Raw genomic sequence first — 21,882 nt, 5'->3', positions numbered from 1 at the left:
GCGCTGACGGCTCGGGCGGGCTAGCGTAGGGGCATGCCCACGCTGCTGCGTCTCGATTCGTCCTCCAGCGGCGAAGCATCCGTATCGAAGCGACTGACCACCGTCTTCGCCGACGCGTGGCAGGCACGCGACGCCGACCACGTCGTGGTCGCGCGCGACCTGCACGCCGACCCCGTTCCGCACCTGCCCGATGCATCGCTGCACTGGCCGCCGCGGCTGCGGGCGGCAGACGCCCCCGCGCTGCCCGAGGCCGACGCCACGCAGCGCGAGGTGATCGACCAGCTGCTCGCCGCCGACGTGCTGCTCATCGGCGCCCCGATGTACAACTACTCGCTGCCCTCGACGCTCAAGACCTGGCTCGACCACGTGCACGTCCCCGGCGTGACAGCGCCGTTCGACGGCGACACGCAGCCGATGCGCGGCCGCACCGCCGTCATCGTCACGACGCGCGGCGCGACGTATGACGAGGGCAGCCCCACCGCGACGTGGGACCACGTGGTGCCGCCGCTGCAGATCGTGCTCGGTGAGGCGCTCGGCATGCGCGTCGAGGTCGTCGTCGTGACGCGCACGCTGTCCACGTCGGTCGCCGGACTCGCCGGAGAGCGCGGTGCGTTCGAGCGCGAGTACACGGCAGCGGCGGACGAGCTGCGGCGCCTCGCGCTCGCTCTGGACTAAGCGGCTCCGGCAGCCTTGCGCACGAGTTCGCCGATCTTCTCCTCGTCGGCGGGCGAGATCTCGGTGACCGCGAACGCGGTCGGCCACATCGTGCCGTCGTCGAGCTGTGCCGCCTCGAAAAAGGCGAGATTGCCGTAGCGCACCTTGAACTTCGCGCGCTCCTGGTAGAACAGGACGACTTTGCCGTCGGGGGTCGCGTAGGCGGGGCTGCCGTAGAAGGTGCGCGGTACGAGTGACGGCGCAACGCGCGTCACGATGTCGTGGATGCGCTCGGCGTTGGTCCTGTCGGGCTCGTCGAGCGACGCGATCTTGTCGAGGACCGCCTGCAGCGACTGCGCGGCGGTCTCCTGCGCCTTGAGCTCCTTCGCGCGCTGCTTCATCGCTGCGCGCTCCTCTGCGGTGAACTTGGCGGTGGATTTCGTGGTTTCGGCCATGCGCCCATCATGGAGCACACCGTTGCGGCGGTGCTTCTCCAAAGCTGCTCGTCTCGTGAGACCGTGGGCGTATGCGGGTAGTCATCGGCGGCGCGTCCGGACTGATCGGGTCTGAGCTCGGGCGGCGCCTCGAGCACGCGGGCGACGAGGTGGTGCGGCTGGTCAGGCACGCGCCGCTCGGACGCGGCCAGGTGACGTGGCAGCCGGAGGCGGGCGTGCTCGACCCCGCGGCGCTCGCCGGCGCCGACGCTGTCGTCAATCTCTCCGGCGCATCGCTCTCGCGGCTGCCCTGGACCCCGGGCTACCGCCGGCTCATCGTCGAGTCACGGCTGTCGGCGACGAACACGATCGTGCACGCGCTCGGTGAGCTGCACGAGCGCGGCGAACGGATGCCTGCGCTCATCAGCGCCTCTGCGGTGGGCTTCTACGGGTCGCGTCCGGGGGAGCAGCTCGACGAGCTCTCCGCGACCGGCACGGGATTCCTTGCCGAGCTGGTGCGCCGGTGGGAGGACGCGGCGGCAGCGGCACCGACCCGCGTGGTCTTCCTGCGCACCGGCATCGTCCTGGCCGGCGAGGGTGCGCTCGGGCCGATCCTGGCACTGGCGAAGGCCGGCCTTGCGGGTCCCCTCGGCTCGGGGCGCCAGCATTGGCCCTGGATCAGCCTGCACGACGAGGTCGGCGCGGTCCTGCACGCGATCCGCTCGGAACTGGCGGGTCCCGTGAACCTCGTCGCGCCGACGCCGGCGACGGCGGCCGAGCTCATCCGCTCGGTCGCGCGTGCCGTGCACCGGCCGTACTGGCTGCCCGCTCCGGCGTTCGCCCTGACGACCGTGCTCGGCGACGCGGCGCGCGAGCTGATGCTCGCCGATCAGCTCGTGCGCCCCGCCGTGCTCACCCGGGAGGGCTTCGCCTTCCGCCACGCGACCGCGGACTCGGCTATCGCCGAGCTACTGGGCCGCCCTGCGGGGACGACCTACCAGGCATAGTCCTCAGGAGAGGTCTTGTAGCCGGGGAAGATCTCGTCGAGGCGCGCGAGTGCCGCATCGTCGAGCTTCACGTCGAGCGCTGCGATCGCGCTCGTCAGATGGGCGGCCGTACGCGGGCCGACGATCGGCCCGGTGACGGCCGGCTGGTGCAGCAGCCACGCGAGACCGAGCTGCGCCGGCTCGACGCCCAGCTGGCGTGCGAAGTCCTCGTACGCCTCGAGCTGGGAGCGGTTGGCGCCGAGGGCCTCCGCCGAGCGGCCGGTGCCGCGGCGCGAGGCATCCGCCTGCTTCGCGATCACGCCCGCCAGGGCGCCGCCGTGCAGCGGCGACCACGGGATCACTCCGAGCCCGTAGTGCTGCGCGGCCGGGATGACCTCGCGCTCGATGTCGCGCTGCAGCAGGTTGTAGATCGACTGCTCGCTGACAAGGCCGGTGAAGTGGCGCGACTTGGCGGCTTCCTGCGCCTGGGCGATGTGCCAGCCCGCGAAGTTGCTGCTGCCGACGTAGAGCACCTTGCCCTGAGCGACGGCCGTCTCGAGCGCCTGCCAGATCTCGTCCCACGGCGTGTCACGGTCGACGTGGTGGAACTGGATGAGGTCGATGCGGTCCGTCTTGAGGCGGGTGAGGCTCGCATCGATGGCGTTGCGGATGTTGAGCGCCGAGAGCTTGGCGCCGTTGGGGTAGCCGTTCCACATGTCGCCGTACAGCTTGCTCGCCAGCACGGTGCGCTCGCGGCGGTCGCCGCCCTGTGCGAACCAGTTGCCGATGATCTCCTCGGTGTGGCCGGGGTGATCGGGGCCGCCGTAGCGGTTCGCGGTGTCGAAGAAGTTGATGCCCTGCTCGCGCGCGCTGTCCATGATGGCGTGCGAGTCGGCTTCGCTCGTCTGGGGGCCGAAATTCATCGTGCCGAGCACGATGCGGGAGACGGTGAGGCCTGATCGTCCGAGGTGGGTGTAGTCCATATGACCAGCTTGCCGCGACTCGTATCGATTCGATACTACGGATTTTGCATGGATCGCCTGCGATTGACCGCCCGCATCCCCTACGCTGGAACGACGTGCGCGGCTGATTCGCCGCCGCGCGCCGGGTCGCAGCCGCGATTCAGGATCAGCAAAGGAAAGACGACGATATGGCCACCGGCACCGTCAAATGGTTCAACTCCGAAAAGGGCTACGGCTTCATCGCCCCGGACGACGGCAGTGCCGACGTCTTCGCCCACTTCTCCGCGATCTCCGGCAACGGGTACCGCAACCTCGAAGAGGGTCAGAAGGTCGAATACGACACCGAGCGCGGTCAGAAGGGCCCGCAGGCGGCCAACATCCGCCCGCTGTAACGCCCCTTCTTCCGTAACGGAAGACCTGAACGCCCCGCCTGCAGAAATCGCCGGCGGGGCGTTTCGTCGCTGCGGTCACCCGAGCAGAGCGGTGAGCAGCGGCTGTGCCTTGAGCTCGACCTCGCGCCATTCCGACGCGGGGTCGGACAGTACGGTGATGCCGCCACCGGCGCCGATTCTGGCCTCGTCGTCGTGGAGCACAATGCTCCGGATCACGACAGCGAGGTCTGCTGAGCCGTCGACCCCGAGCCGGCCCCAGGCTCCGGAGTAGATGCCGCGCGGGCCGCCCTCGAGGTCTCGCAGGATTGCAACGGCCGAGATCTTCGGCGCTCCCGTCATGGAACCTGCTGGAAAGAGCGAACGCACGGCCTCGATGGCGTCCACCGTGAGCTCGGCCTCGATGCTCGAGACGAGCTGATGCACGGACGGGTAGGAGACGATCTCGAACAGCCGCGAGACCTCCACGGAGCCCAGTCGTGCCACGCGCGAGAGATCGTTGCGCATCAGGTCGACGATCATCAGGTTCTCGGCGCGTTCCTTGTCGCTCGCGAGCAGCTCTGCCACCAGCGCCGCATCGGCGGCTCGCGAGGCGCTGCGCGGGCGGGTGCCCTTGATCGGCCGCGTGATCGCATGGCCGCGCGCATCGATCGAGAGGAACTCTTCCGGGCTCGCGCTCACGAGCGTCCATCCGGCGATGCGTACGATGCCGCCGTTTCGGACCGGGTTGTGCGCCCGGAGCCGGAGGTACAGAGCGAGGGGGTCGACCGGCCGGTCGAACCTGGCGGTGAGCAGATTCGTCAGGCACAGCTGGTACGCGCTTCCCGCTCGGATCTTCGCCTGACACGCGGCGATGAGGTCGAGGTAGGCCTCGTGCTCATGCCGCCATCGCGACTCGATGAGCACGGCGCCGCTGCGGGCCGGGGCACGCGGCTCCTCTTCCGCAGCGCTCTCGAGGCGGTGCGTCATCCGATCGAGCCAGTCTCTCTGCCCCGGCAGCGCCACGAGCGTCACCTGCTGGAGGTCATGGTCGAACTCGATCGCGCGGGACGCGAAGACGAACGCGGCGGCCGGCGACTCGTCAGGGTGCGGCCGCACGCCGAGCATCTCGACGCCGAGCTCGAACCCGATCCAACCCCACCAGCCGAGGTGCCTCGAGGCCGCACAGGCGTCGTCGACTCCATCCAGTCGCCCCCGGAGCACGGCGGCGAGCGACGCAAAGGCATCCTCGCCGGCCGGCAGCATCACGCCGCCCGTACTGACCGCGCCATCGGCGGAGCACAGCACCACGTCAGCGGGTCCGTCGGGAACAGCGATGACATCGACTCGGTCGGTCGACGCCGCCGAGCGATCCGACCAGACGAGATCCGTGTGGTCCTCACAGAGCAGCGAATAGACGAACGACGGGTCCACCCATTGCTGCAGGCGTCGGCGCCTCGCAGAATCGACCACGTCGACAATTCTGCCGATTCCCGCCGTCGAGCAGTTGTCCGGCCGCCGTCCCCTGCAACCCACGCTCCGCACACTGCCGCGGGCGGCAGGCGCGACTACCCGAGGCGCCGCCGCAGCTGCGCAAGCTGGCGTCGCAGCGGCGCGGGCACGCGGTCGCCGAAGGTGGCGAAGTACTGTTCGGTGAGGTCGGCCTCGGCGTTCCATGCCGCGGGGTCGACGGCGAAGAGGGCGTCGAGGTCGGAATCCGTCACGTCTGTGCCGTCGAGGTCCAGGGCGCCGGCCGCCGGCACGAGGCCGAGCGGGCTCTCGCTCGCGGCTCCCTCGCCCTCGAGACGCTCCGCGATCCACTTGAGCACACGGATGTTCTCGCCGAAGCCCGGCCACAGGAAGCGTCCGTCCTCGCCCTTGCGGAACCAGTTGACGTTGAACACCGCGGGCGCACGGTCGCCGAGACGCTCGCCGACGGCGAGCCAGTGGCCCCAGTAGTCCGCCATGTTGTAGCCGCAGAACGGCAGCATGGCGAACGGATCGCGGCGCAGCTCGCCGACGGCGCCCTCGGCCGCGGCGGTCTGCTCGCTCGCGACCGTCGCCCCGATGAACACGCCGTGCTCCCAGTCGCGCGCCTCCACGACGAGCGGGACGTTGCTTGCGCGGCGGCCGCCGAACACGATCGCGTCGAGGGGCACGCCGTCGTGCGCCTCCCAGTCGTCGGCGATCGAGGGGCACTGCGCGGCAGCCACCGTGAAGCGCGCATTCGGGTGCGCAGCCGGCCGGCCGAGGCCGGGCTTCCAGCTGGCGCCGGTCCAGTCGGTGAGGTGCTCGGGGGCGTGCTTCGTCATCCCCTCCCACCAGATGTCGCCGTCGTCGGTCAGAGCCGCGTTCGTGAAGACGGTGTTGCCCCAGATCGTCTCCATGGCGTTCGGATTCGTCGCCGCCGCGGTTCCGGGCGCGACGCCGAAGAATCCGGCCTCGGGGTTGATCGCCCACAGGCGCCCGTCTTCGCCCTGGCGCAGCCATGCGATGTCGTCGCCGAGGGTCTCGACGCTCCAGCCGGGCAGCGTCGAACGCAGCATGGCGAGGTTCGTCTTGCCGCACGCCGACGGGAACGCGGCGGCGATGTGGAAGGTGCGCCCTACGGGGTTCGTCAGCTTGATGAGCAGCATGTGCTCGGCGAGCCAGCCCTCGTCGCGGGCGATCACGCTCGCGATGCGCAGTGCGAAGGACTTCTTGCCGAGCAGCGCGTTGCCGCCGTAGCCCGAGCCGAACGACCAGATCTCCCGGTCCTCCGGGAAGTGCGAGATGTACTTGTCGGGGCTGCTCGGCCACAGCACGTCGTCGTGCCGCACGCCGGCCTCGTCGATGAGCGGGGCCCCGACCGAGTGCAGCGCCTTCACCCAGTCATCGCCCGCGTCGATCTGTGCGAGAGCGGCGGACCCGACCCGCGTCATGATGTGCATGTTGAGCACCACATAGGCGCTGTCGGTCAGCTCGACGCCGAGCTTCGACAGCCGTCCGCCCACGGGGCCCATCGAGAACGGCACGACGTACATCGTGCGACCGCGCATGGCGCCGTCGAAGTGCTCGATCAACTCGCGCTTCATCTCGCCCGGCTCGACCCAGTTGTTCGTCGGACCGGCGTCCTCCCGCCGCTTCGAGCAGATGAAGGTGCGGCTCTCGACGCGCGCGACGTCGGCAGGGTCGCTGCGGGCCAGGTAGCTGCCCGGGCGGTATTCGCCGTTCAAGCGGATCAGCTTGCCCTCGTCGAGCAGCGTCTGCGTGATCTCGTGGCGTTCGCGGTCGGTGCCGTCGCACCAGACCACGTGATCGGGCTGCGTCAGCGCGGCAACCTGGTCGACCCACGCGCGCAGCGCCCCGGCCGCGTCGTCGCCCTGCGATGTGGTCGTCTCAGCGCGTGGGCGCTCGTGGATGATGGTCATGTTCTGCCTCTCACCTGGGCGGGAATTTTGCCTCGTGATGTCAGCTTGGGCGTCAATTACGGATGATTGGCGCGAAAAGCCATGCAAAGAAGTCCGATTCTTGCGCTAGCGTGAAGGCCATGGCAGGCAGCAGCGGTGACCTCGTCACCATCGGGCGACGCATCCGTCACTTCCGCACGACGCGCGGCCTCACCCTCGATCAGCTCGGTCAGCGGGTCGACGCGGCGCCGAGCCAGCTGTCTCTCGTCGAGAACGGCCGCCGCGAGCCCAAGCTCTCCCTGCTGAGCTCTCTCGCCGACGCCCTCGGCGTCGAGCTGGGCGAGCTGCTGAGCGGCGAGGCCCCCGACGCGCGCAGCGCGCTCGAGATCGAGCTGGCGCGGGCGCAGACCTCACCCCTGTACGCGTCGACCGGTCTGCCGGTCGTGCGACCCACCCGCGGCACGCCGACCCCCGTGCTCGAGGCGCTCGTCGGCATGCACCGGGTGCTCGCACGCCGCGCACGAGAGCAGATCGCGACCCCTGAGCAGGCACGCCGCGCAAACACAGAGCTGCGCACGTGGATGCGGGAGCGCGACAACTACCTGCCCGACATCGAGGCCGAGGCTGAGGACAGGGTGCGCAAGACCGGGCACAGTCAGGGGGCGCTGACGCACCGCGAGGTCGCGCTGATGGCGAAGCAGCTCGGCTTCGAGCTGCTCTACGTCGACGACCTGCCCCGTTCGACGCGATCGATCACCGACCTCTCAGGCGGCCGCATCTACCTGCCGCCGGCGTCGATCCCGGGCGGCCACGGGCTGCGCTCGATGGCGCTGCAGGCGATCGCGCACCGCGTGCTCGGGCACGAGGCGCCCGGCGACTACGCGACATTCCTGCGGCAGCGACTCGAGATCAACTACTTCGCCGCATGCTGCCTGATGCCGCGCGACGCGGCCGTTCCCTATCTCCAGGCGGCCAAGAAGCGGCGCGAGCTCGCGGTCGACGACTTCCGGGACGCCTTCGGCGTCACGCACGAGTCGGCGGCGCAGCGACTCACGAATCTCGCGACCGTGCACCTCGGTCTGCGTGTGCACTTCCTGCGCGTCGGCTACGACGGTGCGATCTACCGCGTGTACGAGAACGACGGTCTCCCGCTGCCGGCCGATGCGACCGGGGCCGTCGAAGGGCAGTTCGCGTGCCGCCATTTCGGTGCGCGAGCGGCGCTCGACTCGAGCCAGCACACCACGACGATGGCGCAGTACACCGACACCCCGGCCGGAACCTTCTGGTGCGAGTCGCAGGTCGGGTCGGGTGACGACGGCCGGTTCTCGATCACCTTCGGCGTGCCGTTCGATGACGCGAAGTGGTTCCGCGGCCGCGAGACGACGGTGCGGCGCACCTCGATGTGCCCCGACCCGCGATGCTGCCAGAACCCGCCCGCCGATCTCGAAGATCGGTGGAAGGAAGCGGCGTGGCCGTCGGCTCGGGCGCACGCGCACATCCTCTCGCCGCTGCCGGCGGGCACGTTCCCGGGCGTCGACGACGCGGAGCTGTACGGATTCCTCGAGCGCCACACCCCCCGCGACTAGACCGTCACCACTTCTCGGCCAGGTGCTCGGCGCGGATGCGGCGCAGCGTTCCGCTCGCCGACCGGAGCACGAGCGACTCGATGCGGATCACCCGGTGCGAACGCTCGACGCCGTGCAGCAGGTCCCCGCCGGTCACGCCGGTCGCGACGAAGTAGGTGTTGTCGCCCGAGGCGAGGTCGTCGAGCCCGAGGATGCGGCGAACATCGCGCCCGGCATCCGTCGCACGCTGTGCCTCCTCGGCGGTGCGCGGCGCGAGCCGGCCCTGCATGAAGCCGCCGAGCGCCTTGACGGCGCACGCCGTGATCACGCCCTCCGGCGTGCCGCCGACGCCGACGCAGAGGTCGACGGCCGAGTCGTGCCGTGCCGCCTCGATGCCGCCGTAGACGTCGCCGTCCGAGAGCAGGCGGGTGCCGGCGCCCGCGGAGCGGATCTCTTCGATGAGCTCGGCATGGCGCGGGCGGTCGAGCACGGCGACCCGCAGATCGCGCGGGTGCTTGTGGAGGGAGCGCGCCAGTTCGCGGATGTTGTCGGCGATCGGCTGCTCCAGGCTGACGACCCCGGCGCCGTCGGCGCCCGTCACGAGCTTGTCCATGTAGAACACGCCCGACGGGTCGAACAGGGTGCCACGGTCGCTCACCGCGATGACGCTCAGCGCGCCGGGACGACCCGTGGCAGTGAGGGTCGTGCCATCGATCGGGTCGACGGCGATATCGCACTCGGGGCCGTCGCCGCGCCCGACGTGCTCGCCGTTGTAGAGCATCGGCGCGTGGTCCTTCTCGCCTTCGCCGATCACGACCCGGCCGTCGAAGGCGACCGTGCCGAGGAAGGCGCGCATGGCGTCGACGGCGGCGCCGTCGGCGTCCTCCTTGTGGCCCCGGCCCACCCAGACGGAGGCTGCGATGGCGGCGGCCTCGGTTGCGCGCACGAGCTCCATGCCGAGGTTCCGGTCAGGGCTCAGATAGTCCGAGCCGTGCAGCGCCCCTGCGGTGGGGTCGGCGGGGGTCTGGGGGGCGGCGCCCGCAGTTTCGAAGCCCAGGATCTCGAGAAGAGTCGTCATACTTTGACGCTAGGCACGAGCCTGCTCCGTGCGCCCCGGTGAGGTCGAGCAAGAACGGCGATTCTTCACACCGGGTCAAGTGAAGGGGTGTGGGACTCCAGGAATTCGTACACGGCGACCCGGTCGACGCCCGTGAACGTGCCCGACGGCATGGCCGCCAGCAGTGAGGAGTTGAGGCGCGCGGCGGGCCAGGCATCCGCCGCCCAGGCCTCGGCGAGCTGCTCGGACGGCGTCCGGCAGCACGCCGGGTCGGGGCACTTGGAGGTGAGCCGCACCTCGGTGTCGCGGCCCCGGAACCACTTGACGTGCGCGAACTTCGTGCCGACCGACACCGAGAAGTCGCCGTTCGAGCCCGACTCGATCTTCGAGGTGCACCAATAGGTGCCGACCGGCTTGTCGGTGTACTGCTGGTACGGCGACAGCCGGTCGTCCCGCTCGAACACCTGACGCGCGCTCCAGAAGCGGCACACCTGCTGGCCCTCGACCGAGCCGAGCGCGTCGGTCGGGAAGAGCACGTCGTCGTTCTCGTACGCCTTTGAGATCGCGCCGGACGAGTGCACTTTGAGGAAGTGCACCGGAATGCCGAGGTGCTCGGTGGCGAGATTCGTGAAGCGGTGGGCGGCGGTCTCATACGACACGGCGAAGGCGTCGCGCAGGTCCTCGACGGACAGCTCGCGCGCGCGCTTCGCCTCGTCGAGGAATCGCACCGCGCTCGCCTCGGGCACCATCAGGGCACCCGCGAGGTAGTTCGTCTCGACGCGCTGCCGCAGGAGTTCGCCGTAGTCCTGCGGCTCCGGGCGACCGAGCACGTGTGCTGCGAGCGCCTGCAGGAGCGCTGAGCGCGGGTCGGTGCCCGGCTGCCGCACGGGCAAGTAGATGCGCCCGTTCTTGCGGTCGGTCACGCTGCGCGTGGACGAGGGCAGGTCGTGCACATAGTGCAGCGTGAACCCGAGGTGGGCGGCGAGCTCGGCTGACGTGCGTTGCGACAGCGGGCCGCCGCGGTGCGCGACGGCCGTGAGCAGCTCGCGCGCCGCCCTCTCGAGTTCGGGGTAGTAGTTGTTCTTCGCGCGCTGCTCTTTGCGCAGCTCGGTGTTCGCCCGCCGCGCCTCCTCCGGCGTGGCCGCACGCTCGGTGTGCAGGCGTTCCAGCTCGCCGTGCAGCGCGAGGATCGTGGCGATCGCGTCGTCCGAGAGGGTCTTTCGCAGGGGCAACGGCGCGAGGCCGAGCGACGCGAACAGGGGGCCGCGCTGGGCACGTTCGAGCGCGATCTCAAGGGCCGCTCGACCAGCCGGCGGCTCAGCGTCGAGCAGCGTGTCGAGGTCGACTCCAAGGGCGTCGGCGAGCTTCTGCACCTCACTGAGCTTCAGCTCGCGGCGGCCGTTCTCGATCACCGAGAGCTGGCTCGGAGCGCGGTCGATCGCCGCGGCGAGCGTCTCGAGCGTCAGGCCGCGCTCTGCGCGCAGTTGGCGGATGCGTCGGCCGATGATGAGCGGATCCATGGGTTACATGATGGCGCGGCTCCAGGCATCCGTACCCCTTCTGCTGCGCAGAAAAAAGCCGGAATTTCTGCAATTGGATTCTCGCATCGGGCACTTTCCGGGGGTCAGGCTCGATGACATCACCGATCCACCGACGAAGGAGTACGGAATGTTCGAGAACACCCGCCCCGGCGACCAGACCCAGACCGCGGCCGAGCTCGAGGCCGAGTGGGCGGCCGACCCGCGCTGGTCGAACGTGCAGCGCGACTACACCGCGGAAGACGTCATCTCGCTGCGCGGTCCGGTCCGCGAGGACAGCACGCTCGCCCGCCGCGGCGCCGAGCGCCTGTGGGAGCTCATCGAGGCCAATGACGACCCGACGCACTGGGTGGCGGCGCTCGGTGCGCTCACCGGCAACCAGGCCGTGCAGCAGGTTCGCGCCGGACTCGACGCGATCTACCTCTCCGGGTGGCAGGTCGCGGCCGACGCGAACCTTGCGGGCCAGACCTACCCGGACCAGAGCCTGTACCCGGCCAACTCGGTTCCGGCAGTCGTGCGCCGGATCAACAACGCGCTGCTTCGTGCCGGTCAGATCGAGTTCAGCGAGAGCGGCACGACGAGCCGCGACTGGAACGTGCCGATCGTGGCGGACGCGGAGGCCGGGTTCGGCGGACCGCTGAACGCCTATGAGCTGATGCAGTCGATGATCCAGGCGGGCGCTGCGGGCGTGCACTGGGAGGACCAGCTCGCGAGCGAGAAGAAGTGCGGCCACATGGGCGGCAAGGTCCTGGTGCCGACCTCGCAGCACGTGCGCACGCTGAACGCGGCGCGGCTCGCGGCGGACGTCGCCGGAACGTCGACGATCGTCATCGCGCGAACGGATGCCCTGGCCGCGACGCTCCTGACGAGCGACGTCGATGAGCGGGACCGCCAGTTCCTCACCGGCGAGCGTACGGCTGAGGGGTTCTACGAGGTCGAGAACGGCATCCGCCCCGTCATCGGCCGCGGTCTCGCCTACGCGCCGTACGCCGACCTGCTGTGGGTCGAGTCGGCCAAGCCCGACCTCGAGCTCGCGCGCACCTTCGCCGAGGCGGTCCACGACATCTACCCCGAGCAGAAGCTCGCATACAACTGCTCGCCGAGCTTCAACTGGAAGAGCCACCTCGACGACGACGAGATCGCGGGCTTCCAGCGCGAGCTGTCGGCGATGGGCTACGCGTTCCAGTTCATCACCCTGGCCGGCTTCCACGCGCTCAACCACTCGATGTTCGACCTTGCGGCCGGCTACAAGGAGCGGCAGATGTCCGCCTACGTGGAACTGCAGGAGGCGGAGTTCGCCTCAGAGGCACGCGGCTACACCGCCACCAAGCACCAGGCGGAGGTCGGCACGGGGTACTTCGACCGCGTCGCGACGGCCCTCAACCCGACCGCGTCGACGCTGGCGCTCGTGGGTTCGACCGAATCCGCGCAATTCCACTGACGCACCGCTCTCGGAAGGACTAGTGAGATGACCACCACGCGCATCGAATTCTGCGGCGAGGCCGCCCCGCACCAGGACGAGATCCTGACGCCGGCCGCGCTCGACTTCATCACCCGGCTGCACGACGTCTTCGGCGGCCGGCGCATCGAGCGGCTCGCCGAACGGCGGATCCGGCTCGACGACATCGCCCGGGGCCGCGACCCCGAGTTCCCGTTCGAGACCCGCGCCGTGCGCGAGGATCCGAGCTGGCAGGTTGCGGGAAGCGCGCCGGGCCTCGAGGACCGCCGCGTCGAGATCACGGGCCCCGCGAGCGACCGGAAGATGACGGTCAACGCCCTCAATTCGGGGGCGCGGGTCTGGCTCGCCGATGCCGAGGACGCCTCGTCGCCGACGTGGGCGAACGTGGTCGCCGTGCAGACGAATCTGTACGACGCGATCCGTCGCCGCGTCGACTTCACGAGCGCGGAGGGCAAGGAGTACCGCGTGGGCGACACGACCCCGACGATCGTCTTCCGCCCTCGCGGGTGGCACCTGCCCGAGAAACACCTCAAGTACGTCGAGCGGCCCGGCCGGCGGGTGCCAGCATCCGGCAGTCTCGTCGATTTCGGCCTGTACGTCTTCCACAACGCGAGCGAGCTGATCGCACGCGGCACGGGACCCTACTTCTACCTGCCGAAGATCGAGAATCGCACCGAGGCGCGGCTCTGGGACGACGTGTTCACCTTCACTGAGAACGCGCTGGGCCTCGCGCACGGCACGATCCGTGCGACGGTGCTCATCGAGACGATCACGGCCGCGTTCGAGATGGAGGAGATCCTGTACGAGCTGCGCGAGCACTGTGCCGGTCTCAACGCCGGCCGCTGGGACTACATCTTCAGCATCATCAAGAACTTCCGCGATCGCGGGCCCGATTTCGTGCTGCCCGACCGCGCGCAGGTGACGATGACGGTGCCGTTCATGCGGGCGTACACCGAACTGCTCGTCGCCACGTGCCACCGGCGCGGGGCCTTCGCGATCGGCGGCATGAGCGCCTTCATCCCCAGCCGGCGCGACCCGGCGGTGAACGAACGCGCGCTTGCGCAGGTGGGCGCCGACAAGGCGCGCGAGGCGGATGACGGATTCGACGGCTCCTGGGTCGCCCATCCCGACCTCGTGCCCGTCGCGCAGGCCGAGTTCGATCGTGTGCTCGGGGAGCGCCCGAACCAGGTGGACCGGCAGCGAGAGGACGTGCACGTCGAGGGCGGCGAACTCATCGAACTGCCCATCCCGGGGGCGACGATCACCGATACCGGTGTGCGCACCAACGTCTCGGTCGGGCTGCGCTATCTCGAGAGCTGGTTGCGCGGCAACGGCGCCGTGGCCATCGACAACCTGATGGAGGACGCCGCGACCGCCGAGATCAGCCGCTCGCAACTGTGGCAGTGGATCCGGCACGGAGTCGTCACCGCCGAGGGCACGCCGGTCACGGCCGAGCTCGTCGACGAGGTGCTCGAGGATCTGCTGGCCGAGCTGCCGGCATCCGATGACGATCGCTTCGAAGCCGCGGCAGAGATCCTGCGCGAGATCGTCTACGACAACGTGTTCCAGACGTTCCTGACCACCGGGGCGTACGCGAGCCACCTCGTCTCCGACGCTGCCGTCACGGGGGCACTGCAGCTCGCAGGCTGAGCGCGCGCCGGGGGGAGAGAACGCACGATCGGGGAGACGTTCTGGGGGATTCAGTCTCCCCGATCGTGCGTTCTCTCCCGCCTACGGCGCCGCAGCTGCGCCCGCGGCCTTCAGGTAGGCCTCGGCCTCGTCCTCCGCCATGACCGTCATGCCGCGGATGCCGTGCGCCGAGCGAGACAGTGCGTCGAGCCACACGCGGTTGAGCTGCGGCGGCCTGGGGTCGCTGAAGACGAAGACCAGGGGCACGTCGGGGGAGATCCAGAGGCTCATGCGACCGGACCCGCGATCACTGGGCACGACCCAGTTGAGGAGAAAGGACTCGCGTACCCGAAGCTTCGCGGTGATCGCGATCTTGAGGTGCGCGAGGGTGCGCTCGTCGAACTCGTGGCTCGCCGACGACCCGTAGATGAGCTTGGCCATCTGATCAGCGTCCGGTGCGGCGGGGCCGGGGCCAAATCTGGTGTCCGCTACGCGCAGCGCGGGTGCCGAATGCGCAGCCCGGGGTCAGCGCCTCAGCGTGTCCGCGGGCCGCTCGTCGAACCTGGCCCGGTACAGCGCGGCGAAGCGACCCGGGTTGGCGAACGCCCAGCGGCGCGCGATCGTCGCGACACCGTCGTCCGACCCGTCGGCGGCCAGCAGCTCTGCGCGCGCCGCCTCGAGGCGCACGATGCGCAGATAGGCCATCGGGGTCACGCCGAAGCAGCGCTGGAACCCGAGCTGCAGCCCGCGCACCGACAGGCGGGCGGCCGCAGCGATGTCGCCGACGGTGATCGGCTGGTCCGCGTTGCTCTCGACGAACGCGACAGCGCGGCGGATGGCCGTCGAGGCGGCCGAGTCGGAGACGGGCCGGGAGAGGTCTGTCTCGATCTCGAAGCCCGCGAGCGCGGCCGCGATCACGACGTCGATCGTCGTGCCGCGGATCGCCGCGTCGCGGAAGATCTCCGGCACGTTCATCACGTTGTTCCACGCGTAGTTGATCGTGCGCAACCAGTGCTGCCGTCGCGCCTGAGACGCGGCATGGTTCGAGTGGAACACGAGCTTCGCGGAGTCGGCTCCCGCCTGCTGCGCGGCCGCACGGGTGAGCACGTCGAGATCGACGTTCACCATGAGGATGTCGAGGTCTTCCGAGATGGACGATCCGGGGCCGGGGATGAACAGGAACGGCTGGCTGGAGTCGAGGCGGCGCTGATTGGACTCGGCCGCATACCCGCCTGCGAGCCGCAGCCCGAAGGCCGCGACGCCGTCGAAGTCGACGGCGATGTCCATTCGGGAGTTGATCTTGAAGCGCGTGAAGTTCACGCCGCCCGCACCGCGGGTGATCTGCTCATAGTGGAATTCGCCCGTGGACTCCCGCAGCTCGGTACGCGGGTAGATCCGCCGTGTGAGTGCCTCGGCTTCACCGACATCGGTCGTGGTGAAGATACGTTCGACCAAATCCCCCATCGGTGTCGACAATATCCGGCACCCCGTAAGAAATCCCACAGCGGATCAGCCGCGACCAGAAGGTTGCACGCTCTATCTGAGGGGCGAGGGCGCGGGCAATACTGTTCGCATGGACGTCGATCGCGCGATCCAGACCATCGAACCGTGGGCGGCGCCCAGTGACGCCGTCCTCGCAGAACTGGGTGCGAGCGAGCAGGGTCTCAGCGCGGCGGAGGCGGCGCGCCGGCTCTCCGAGTACGGCCCCAACCTGCTGACGCCTCCGCGGCCGGCGCCCTGGTGGAAGCGCGTTCTGCTGCAGTTCAAGGACGTGCTCATCTATGTGCTGCTCGCCTCGGCACTGCTCAAGGCGATCATCGGTGAGTGGGTCGACTTCGCCGTCATCCTTGCCGTCGCCGTCATCAACGCGGTCATCGGGCTGGTGCAGGAGGGGCGCGCCGAGCAGGCGCTTAATGCGATCCGCGGCATGCTCTCGTCGCAGGCGCACCTCATGCGAGATGGTCAGTGGCTCGAAGCGGATGCCGCACAGCTCGTCCCGGGCGACGTCGTGCGCGTGCGTGCCGGCGACCGTGTGCCTGCAGACCTCAGGCTCCTCGATTCTGCGAACCTTCAGGTCGACGAATCCGCGCTTACGGGTGAGGCCGAGCCGTCGAACAAGTTCGCCGCCCCGGTCGCGGTCACCGCCGAGCTGGGCGACCGCACCTCGATGCTGTTCTCCGGCACGCTTGTCGCGGCCGGCACGGGCTCGGGCGTGGTCGTCAGTACCGGCCAGAACACCGAGATCGGGCACATCCAGACCCTCGTGTCCGAGGTCGAGACGGTCGAGACGCCGCTCGCGCGAGCGCTGGCCCGGTTCGGCCGGCTGATCGCGTGGACGATCATCGCGATGACGATCGTCATGACGCTGATCGGGCTCTTCGTACACGATTTCGACCTCGACGAGATCGTCTCAGCGGCCATCGGCTTCGCTGTCGCCGCGATCCCCGAGGGTCTGCCCGCCCTCGTCACGATCACGCTCGCGCTCGGTGTGCAGCAGATGGCGAGGCGCCACGCCATCACGAGGCGCCTGCCGGCCGTCGAGGCGCTCGGCTCGGTGACGGTGATCTGCTCCGACAAGACGGGAACGCTCACCAAGAACGAGATGACGGCGCGATCGGTGCGCACCGCGGCCCGCGCCTACGAGGTCGAGGGCACCGGATATGCGCCGCTCGGCCAGGTCACCCTCGACGGTGCGCCCGCGCCGACTGCCGAACACGCCGACCTGCGGGCGCTCGCCGAGACGGTGGCCGTGTGCAACGACGCTCGGGTCGTGAGCGAGAGCGGCGGCGACGGTGCGCCGGGGGCCGGCTGGCGCCTGATCGGCGCGCCGACCGAGGGCGCGCTCAAGGTGCTCGGCCTGAAGGGCGGCATCGACGGGGGCGACTGGCGCCGCGACGCGGAGGTGCCGTTCGACTCCGAGACGAAGTACATGGCCGTGCTCGCCGCCCGGGCCGCCCCGCAGGCACCGGGCGAGGCCTTCGTCTTCCTCAAGGGGGCGCCCGACCGCGTGCTCCCGCGCGCGACCACCCAGACGAACCCGGACGGCTCGGCGTCACCCATCGACCTGCCGTACTGGGACGAGCAGATCAGCGAGCTCGGCCGGCAGGGCCTGCGCGTGCTCGCGGCGGCACGACGGCGAGCGGATGCCGCGCAGCTCGAGCTGTCGCACGACGACGTCGCCACGGGTTTCGAGTTCATCGGTGTCATCGGGATCGTCGACCCACCGCGGCCCGAGGCGATCGTGGCGATCGAGACGAGCCACCGCGCGGGCATCGCCGTCAAGATGATCACCGGCGATCACCCCGACACCGCCCTGTCGATCGCGCGCGAGATGGGCATCGCGGGTGCCGCGCCGCGAGTGCTGACGGGTTCCGAGCTCGAGGCGATGAGCGACGAGGAGCTTCGCAGCGTCGCGGGCGACGTCGACGTCTACGCCCGGACGAGCCCCGAGCACAAGATCCGCATCGTCTCGGCCCTGCAGTACGAGAGAGAGGTCGTCGCGATGACCGGCGACGGCGTCAACGATGCGCCGGCGCTCACCCAGGCCGACGTCGGCGTCGCCATGGGCCTCAAGGGCACCGAGGCGACGAAAGAGGCCGCCGACCTCGTGCTCACCGACGACAACTTCGCGACCATCGAGCGCGCCGTCGAAGAGGGACGGCGCATCTACTCGAACATCCGCAAATCGATCCTGTTCCTGCTGCCGACGAATGGCGCTCAGGCGCTCGTGATCCTCGTGGCCGTGCTCGCAGGGCTCGCACTGCCGCTCGAGCCGGTGCAGGTGCTGTGGATCAACATGGCGACTTCGGTCACCCTGTCGCTGGCCCTCGCCGGAGCGGGCGCCGAACCGGGCCTCATGGACCAGCCGCCGCGCGGCAAGAACGCGCCGCTGCTCGACGCGCGGATGTCGGTCCGCATCGGTGTCGTCTCACTGCTCATCGGCGCGGCGACCATGTTCACCTTCTACTTCGAGGACGGGCACGGCGAATCCGTCGCCCAGTCCCAGACGACCGCGGTCACGACTCTCGCGCTCTGCCAGCTCGCCTACCTGTTCAGCTGTCGCTTCCTCGATCAGTCGAGCCTCAGTCTCGATGTGCTGCGCGGCAACCGCGTCATCTACATCTCGGCGGCGACGCTCATCGTCTTGCAGGCGGCGTTCGTGTACCTGCCGTTCATGCACGATTGGTTCAGCTCGGGTGCAATCGGCTGGCATCAGTGGGGGCTCGCCGCCCTGCTCGCCATCGCCGTGTTCCTGCTGGCGGAGCTGAATAAGAGACTGACGCGGGGGATTGGGGAGAGATCATGAGCGAGCCCAGCGAGACACCGGGAACAGCCGCCGCACCGGGGTCGGGCCCGCTGCAGCCCGACCGCAGGCGACTGCGCTGGCTGCTCGGTCTCACGGTCGTCGCCGCGCTGGTCCTCGGCGCAGCCGGCGGCGCGGTCGCGGGCCTCTCGCTTCACAGCGGCCGCACCAACGCCGCCGGCGCCACCTCGGGCGGCGGCTCGGGCACGGCGGCGGCGACGTCGAAGAGCTGCGACGCCGTGTCGGTCGCCCAGAGCGTGCTGCCCTCCGTCGTGACGGTCTCGACGGTGAGCGCCGCCGGCGAGAGCGGGGTCGGCAGCGGCGAAGTCATCCGCGCCGACGGCTACATCGTCACCAACAACCACGTCATCTCGTCCGCGGCGAGCGGCGGCCAGATCAGCGTCACCTTCTCGGACGGCACGACGCTGCCCGCCGAGCTCACGGGCCGTGACCCGCGCTCCGACCTCGCGGTGCTCAAGGTGAGCACCTCGCGGCACCTGCCCGTGATCTCGCTCGCGGACTCCGACAAGGTCGTCGTCGGCCAGCCCGTCGTCGCGCTCGGCGCGCCGCTCGGGCTGTCGAGCACCGTGACCGCGGGCATCGTGAGCGCCCTCGACCGCAACGTGCCGGTGCCGAGCGACGCCGGGTCGAGCACCGTGCTCGCCGGCGCCATTCAGACCGACGCGGCGATCAACCCGGGCAACTCGGGCGGCGCCCTCGTGGACTGCGACGGCCACCTGGTCGGCGTCAACACCGCGATCGCCACCGTGCCGAACGCGGCCGGGCAGGCGGGCGGCGGCAGCGTCGGCATCGGATTCGCCGTGCCGAGCAACCTGGCCGCCCACGTCGCGGGGCAGATCATCGCGGGCCAGCCGATCGGCTACGCGTACCTCGGCTTCCAGGCCGCGCCCGTCATGTCGCAGGCGGGGGAGCCGGTCGGGCTGTTCGTTCAGGCCGTCACAGCCGGCGGACCGGCGGACTCGGCAGGGCTCAGGACCGGTGACCTGATCACGCACATCGAGGGGAACCCCGTGCACGATCTCAATCCCCTGATGGCTCTCATGACGACGAAGAGCCCCGGTGACCGCGTGTCGCTGCAGTACGTGCGCGACGGCGCCACGCACCAGACGACGATCACCCTGGGCACCCAGTGACCCGGCGGCGGTGCGCTACTCCTGCGGGACAGCGCCACACCGCGGTGTGGCGCGCAGTCCCGCGGGAGTAGCGCAAGCCGTAGCGCACTCCGAGTTCGCGCCGCCAGGATGAGCGCGTGACGGATTCTCTGCGCATCACGCTCGTCGGCGGTCCGACGGCCCTGATCGAGTACGGCGGCCTGCGGCTGCTCACCGACCCGACCTTCGATCCGCCGGGGCCGCACCCGGTCGGGCAGCGGAGTCTCGACAAGCTCACGGGGCCGGCGATCGAGGCATCCGATCTCACGCCCGTCGACGCCGTGCTGCTCTCTCACGACCAGCACCCCGACAACCTCGACGACGCGGGCCGCGCGCTGCTCGCGGAGGTGCCGCTCGTGATCACGACGAGCGCCGCGGCGGCGCGCATCAATGGCAACACGAGTGCGCTCGAGCCATGGCAGCACGTCGAGCTCGAGCGGCCGGGCGGGGCGGCCACCGTCACGATCTACGGCACGCCGGCGGTGCACGGCCCGGAAGGCTACGACGCGTCGTCGGGCCCCGTGATCGGCTTCGTGCTGACGGGGGAGGACCTGCCGACCGTCTACGTCTCGGGCGACAACGCATCGCTGCGCGTCGTCGACGAGGTCGCGGACAGCTTCGGTCCCATCGACGGCGCGGTCTTGTTCTGCGGCCGTGCGCGCACGGCTCGCCTCGACGCGAACCTCACCCTCAGCGGCCGGCGTGCCGCGCAGGCGGCTGAACTGCTTGAGGCGGATTGGATCGTGCCAGTGCACACGGAGGGGTGGGGCCACTTCAGCGAAGGCGTCGCCGAGGTGGTCGAGGCGTTCGAGGCGGTCGGTCTCGACGAGCTGCTCCGGGTGATCGACCCGGGCGAGACGATCGAACTCGAGACCGACTGGTGAAGCCTGCGGCCTGGCGCTATGCGCTGAAACGAACCATCCACGTCTTCGGGATCGAGCGCGGCTGGGACATCGCGGCGAGCCTCACGTTCTGGAGCGTCCTGTCCGCGTTCCCCGCGCTGCTCGCGATCTTCGGCCTGTTCGGGGTGCTCGGCCAGGGGCAGCGCAGCGCGCAGTCCCTCATCTCGCTCGCGGGCGATGTGCTGCCGAAGCAGACGATCCAGCCGCTCGACAGCACAATCGAGCACTTCGCGAGCACGGGCGGTGCGAGCGTCGGCACGATCCTGAGCCTGATCTGCGCGCTGTGGTCGGCGTCGAGGTACGTCACGGCGTTCAGTGGCGCGCTCAACCGTCTCTACGGGGTTCAGGAAGGGCGGCGCTTCGTGCCGCGGCGCCTGATCCAGTTCCTCATCACGCTCGCGATCGTCGGACTGCTCGCGATCGTGCTGTTCGTGCTGCTGCTCTCGCGACCGCTTCTCGAGGCGCCGCACGCCCCGTGGGCCCTGGGGCAGGTGGGCCTCATCGTCTGGGCGGTGCTGCGCTGGCCTCTGCTCGCCGCAGCGGCCGTCGTCATCATCGTGCTGCTCTACTGGGGCACGCCGAACATCAAGCAGCCGCGACTCAGGTGGCTGAGCGTCGGCGGCGTGACCGCCCTGGTGCTCATGGCGTTGGCGTCGCTGGGCTTCGTCGCGTACGTCACGCATTTCCAGACCTTCCACCGCGAATACGGCTCGGTGGCGGGTCTCGTCATCTTCCTCGTCTGGCTGTGGTTGATGAACCTCGTGCTGCTGCTCGGGGCCGGCTACGACGTCGAGCTCGAGCGTGCTCGCGAGCTGCGGTCGGGAGTCGACGCGAGCGAGCGCCTGCAGCTGCCCCCGCGCGACGACAGCCGCATCAGGCGTCTGCAGCGTCGCGAGGAGAGACTGCGTGCGGAGGCCATGCGGCTGATGCGCTGACGCTGCGCGCCGGGCGAAGCGTGGCCGTGGTGACGCGCGTGCGGCGCGCCACCTGGTCGACGAAGACGGTCACCCTGGTCGCACCGCGCGCGTTCTCGACGGGCAGCACGTAGCGGCGGATGCCGTGCCCCTCGACCGCCCCGAGCAGCTCGATGCCGTCGAGACCGCGACGGTGGGTGATGGCCGTGCGCCGCGAGTTCGGCGAGGCGAACACCAGCATGAGAGCGGATGCCCGGCACGACCGTGCGGAGACCACGACGGGGCTCTCGTGGCGATTGTCGACCTCGATCTCGGCGCACCTCGCCGGCACGTCGCCGCCCGGGTGCACCGCGCGGACCGTCACGCGCGCGTCGCCCGCGCGGTCGCCGTCACGGAAGCCGAGCGCGGCGACGACGATCGCCGAGATGATGGAGAAGACCACCGCGGTGATCAAGCCAAAGTACACGCTCATCGCGGCTCCTTCCGGAATGGGACTGTTCATTGTGTAGCCAATCTCAGAATTGGCGCGCACGGCAAGGGCCAGATGGCA

Annotated in this window: 19 protein-coding genes; 10 read left to right on the top strand and 9 right to left on the bottom strand. The window is 69.9% G+C overall.

Features of this window, described 5'->3' with window-relative positions:
* Positions 1-33 precede the first annotated feature (33 nt).
* Positions 34-675, top strand: coding sequence for an FMN-dependent NADH-azoreductase (locus ACFOYW_RS01940; RefSeq protein WP_390226911.1), 642 nt, complete (start codon positions 34-36; stop codon positions 673-675).
* Here ACFOYW_RS01940 and ACFOYW_RS01935 read toward each other — a convergent pair.
* Positions 672-1,109, bottom strand: a complete 438-nt coding sequence (locus tag ACFOYW_RS01935) for a hypothetical protein (RefSeq protein WP_390226910.1) — start codon at positions 1,107-1,109, stop codon at positions 672-674. The two genes, ACFOYW_RS01940 and ACFOYW_RS01935, sit on opposite strands and share 4 nt — an antisense overlap.
* Positions 1,110-1,180: 71 nt before the next feature.
* Here ACFOYW_RS01935 and ACFOYW_RS01930 point away from each other — a divergent pair, with 71 nt between their 5' ends.
* Positions 1,181-2,095, top strand: a complete 915-nt coding sequence (locus ACFOYW_RS01930; RefSeq protein WP_390226908.1) for a TIGR01777 family oxidoreductase — start codon at positions 1,181-1,183, stop codon at positions 2,093-2,095.
* Here the strand turns inward: ACFOYW_RS01930 and ACFOYW_RS01925 are convergent.
* A complete protein-coding gene (locus tag ACFOYW_RS01925) occupies positions 2,083-3,057 on the bottom strand; it encodes an aldo/keto reductase (RefSeq protein ID WP_390226907.1) in 975 nt (324 codons plus the stop codon). The genes ACFOYW_RS01930 and ACFOYW_RS01925 overlap by 13 nt on opposite strands.
* Positions 3,058-3,224: 167 nt before the next feature.
* Here ACFOYW_RS01925 and ACFOYW_RS01920 point away from each other — a divergent pair, with 167 nt between their 5' ends.
* Complete coding sequence (locus ACFOYW_RS01920) at positions 3,225-3,428, top strand: cold-shock protein (protein ID WP_390226906.1); 204 nt, start codon at positions 3,225-3,227, stop codon at positions 3,426-3,428.
* Positions 3,429-3,503: 75 nt separating this feature from the next.
* Here the strand turns inward: ACFOYW_RS01920 and ACFOYW_RS01915 are convergent, their stop codons facing one another.
* Both ACFOYW_RS01915 and ACFOYW_RS01910 read right to left on the bottom strand, forming a co-directional pair.
* Complete coding sequence (locus tag ACFOYW_RS01915; RefSeq protein WP_390226904.1) at positions 3,504-4,877, bottom strand: anthranilate synthase component I family protein; 1,374 nt, start codon at positions 4,875-4,877, stop codon at positions 3,504-3,506.
* Positions 4,878-4,972: 95 nt separating this feature from the next.
* Complete coding sequence (locus tag ACFOYW_RS01910) at positions 4,973-6,814, bottom strand: phosphoenolpyruvate carboxykinase (GTP) (protein ID WP_390226903.1); 1,842 nt, start codon at positions 6,812-6,814, stop codon at positions 4,973-4,975.
* A 119-nt stretch (positions 6,815-6,933) separates the two neighbouring features.
* Between ACFOYW_RS01910 and ACFOYW_RS01905 the strand changes: the two genes are divergently transcribed.
* Entirely contained in the window at positions 6,934-8,379 is a 1,446-nt protein-coding gene (locus tag ACFOYW_RS01905; protein ID WP_390226902.1) for a helix-turn-helix domain-containing protein, read from the top strand.
* 4 nt (positions 8,380-8,383) lie between these two features.
* Here the strand turns inward: ACFOYW_RS01905 and glpX are convergent, their stop codons facing one another.
* Both glpX and ACFOYW_RS01895 read right to left on the bottom strand, forming a co-directional pair.
* Positions 8,384-9,313 carry a class II fructose-bisphosphatase gene (gene glpX, locus ACFOYW_RS01900; RefSeq protein WP_390227356.1) on the bottom strand — a complete coding sequence of 310 codons (930 nt, stop codon included), beginning with the start codon at positions 9,311-9,313 and terminating at the stop codon, positions 8,384-8,386.
* 188 nt (positions 9,314-9,501) lie between these two features.
* Entirely contained in the window at positions 9,502-10,935 is a 1,434-nt protein-coding gene (locus tag ACFOYW_RS01895; RefSeq protein ID WP_390226900.1) for a helix-turn-helix domain-containing protein, read from the bottom strand.
* A 148-nt stretch (positions 10,936-11,083) separates the two neighbouring features.
* Here ACFOYW_RS01895 and aceA point away from each other — a divergent pair, with 148 nt between their 5' ends.
* A complete protein-coding gene (aceA, locus tag ACFOYW_RS01890; protein ID WP_390226899.1) occupies positions 11,084-12,394 on the top strand; it encodes an isocitrate lyase in 1,311 nt (436 codons plus the stop codon).
* Positions 12,395-12,421: 27 nt separating this feature from the next.
* Positions 12,422-14,062 (top strand): malate synthase A, encoded by a 1,641-nt coding sequence (gene aceB / locus ACFOYW_RS01885; RefSeq protein WP_390226898.1) that lies wholly within the window; start codon positions 12,422-12,424, stop codon positions 14,060-14,062.
* Between the two features lie 81 nt (positions 14,063-14,143).
* On the opposite strand, the gene ACFOYW_RS01880 is transcribed toward aceB, so the two are convergent.
* Both ACFOYW_RS01880 and ACFOYW_RS01875 read right to left on the bottom strand, forming a co-directional pair.
* Entirely contained in the window at positions 14,144-14,482 is a 339-nt protein-coding gene (locus ACFOYW_RS01880) for a DUF7882 family protein (RefSeq protein ID WP_390226897.1), read from the bottom strand.
* Positions 14,483-14,566: 84 nt separating this feature from the next.
* Positions 14,567-15,505 carry an AraC family transcriptional regulator gene (locus ACFOYW_RS01875; protein ID WP_390226895.1) on the bottom strand — a complete coding sequence of 313 codons (939 nt, stop codon included), beginning with the start codon at positions 15,503-15,505 and terminating at the stop codon, positions 14,567-14,569.
* A 109-nt stretch (positions 15,506-15,614) separates the two neighbouring features.
* Between ACFOYW_RS01875 and ACFOYW_RS01870 the strand changes: the two genes are divergently transcribed.
* From ACFOYW_RS01870 to ACFOYW_RS01855, 4 genes are all read left to right on the top strand, one after another.
* The gene (locus tag ACFOYW_RS01870; protein WP_390226894.1) at positions 15,615-18,347 is read left to right on the top strand and encodes a cation-translocating P-type ATPase; all 2,733 of its coding nucleotides are present in this window, start codon (positions 15,615-15,617) and stop codon (positions 18,345-18,347) included.
* A complete protein-coding gene (locus tag ACFOYW_RS01865) occupies positions 18,344-19,498 on the top strand; it encodes a S1C family serine protease (RefSeq protein ID WP_390226892.1) in 1,155 nt (384 codons plus the stop codon). The genes ACFOYW_RS01870 and ACFOYW_RS01865 overlap by 4 nt, the downstream gene beginning before the upstream one ends.
* Positions 19,499-19,614: 116 nt before the next feature.
* Entirely contained in the window at positions 19,615-20,400 is a 786-nt protein-coding gene (locus ACFOYW_RS01860; RefSeq protein WP_390226890.1) for an MBL fold metallo-hydrolase, read from the top strand.
* The gene (locus ACFOYW_RS01855; RefSeq protein ID WP_390226889.1) at positions 20,397-21,353 is read left to right on the top strand and encodes a YihY/virulence factor BrkB family protein; all 957 of its coding nucleotides are present in this window, start codon (positions 20,397-20,399) and stop codon (positions 21,351-21,353) included. Before ACFOYW_RS01860 ends, ACFOYW_RS01855 begins: the two co-directional genes overlap by 4 nt.
* Here the strand turns inward: ACFOYW_RS01855 and ACFOYW_RS01850 are convergent.
* On the bottom strand, positions 21,292-21,804 hold the full coding sequence (locus ACFOYW_RS01850; RefSeq protein ID WP_390226887.1) for a hypothetical protein: 513 nt from the start codon (positions 21,802-21,804) through the stop codon (positions 21,292-21,294). The genes ACFOYW_RS01855 and ACFOYW_RS01850 overlap by 62 nt on opposite strands.
* Positions 21,805-21,882: the final 78 nt, after the last annotated feature.

The organism is Gryllotalpicola reticulitermitis, from assembly GCF_042651345.1.
Lineage (GTDB): Bacteria > Actinomycetota > Actinomycetes > Actinomycetales > Microbacteriaceae > Gryllotalpicola > Gryllotalpicola reticulitermitis.
The sequence above is the reverse complement of the archived record's forward strand: the minus strand, read 5'-3'. Positions and strand labels throughout refer to the sequence as shown.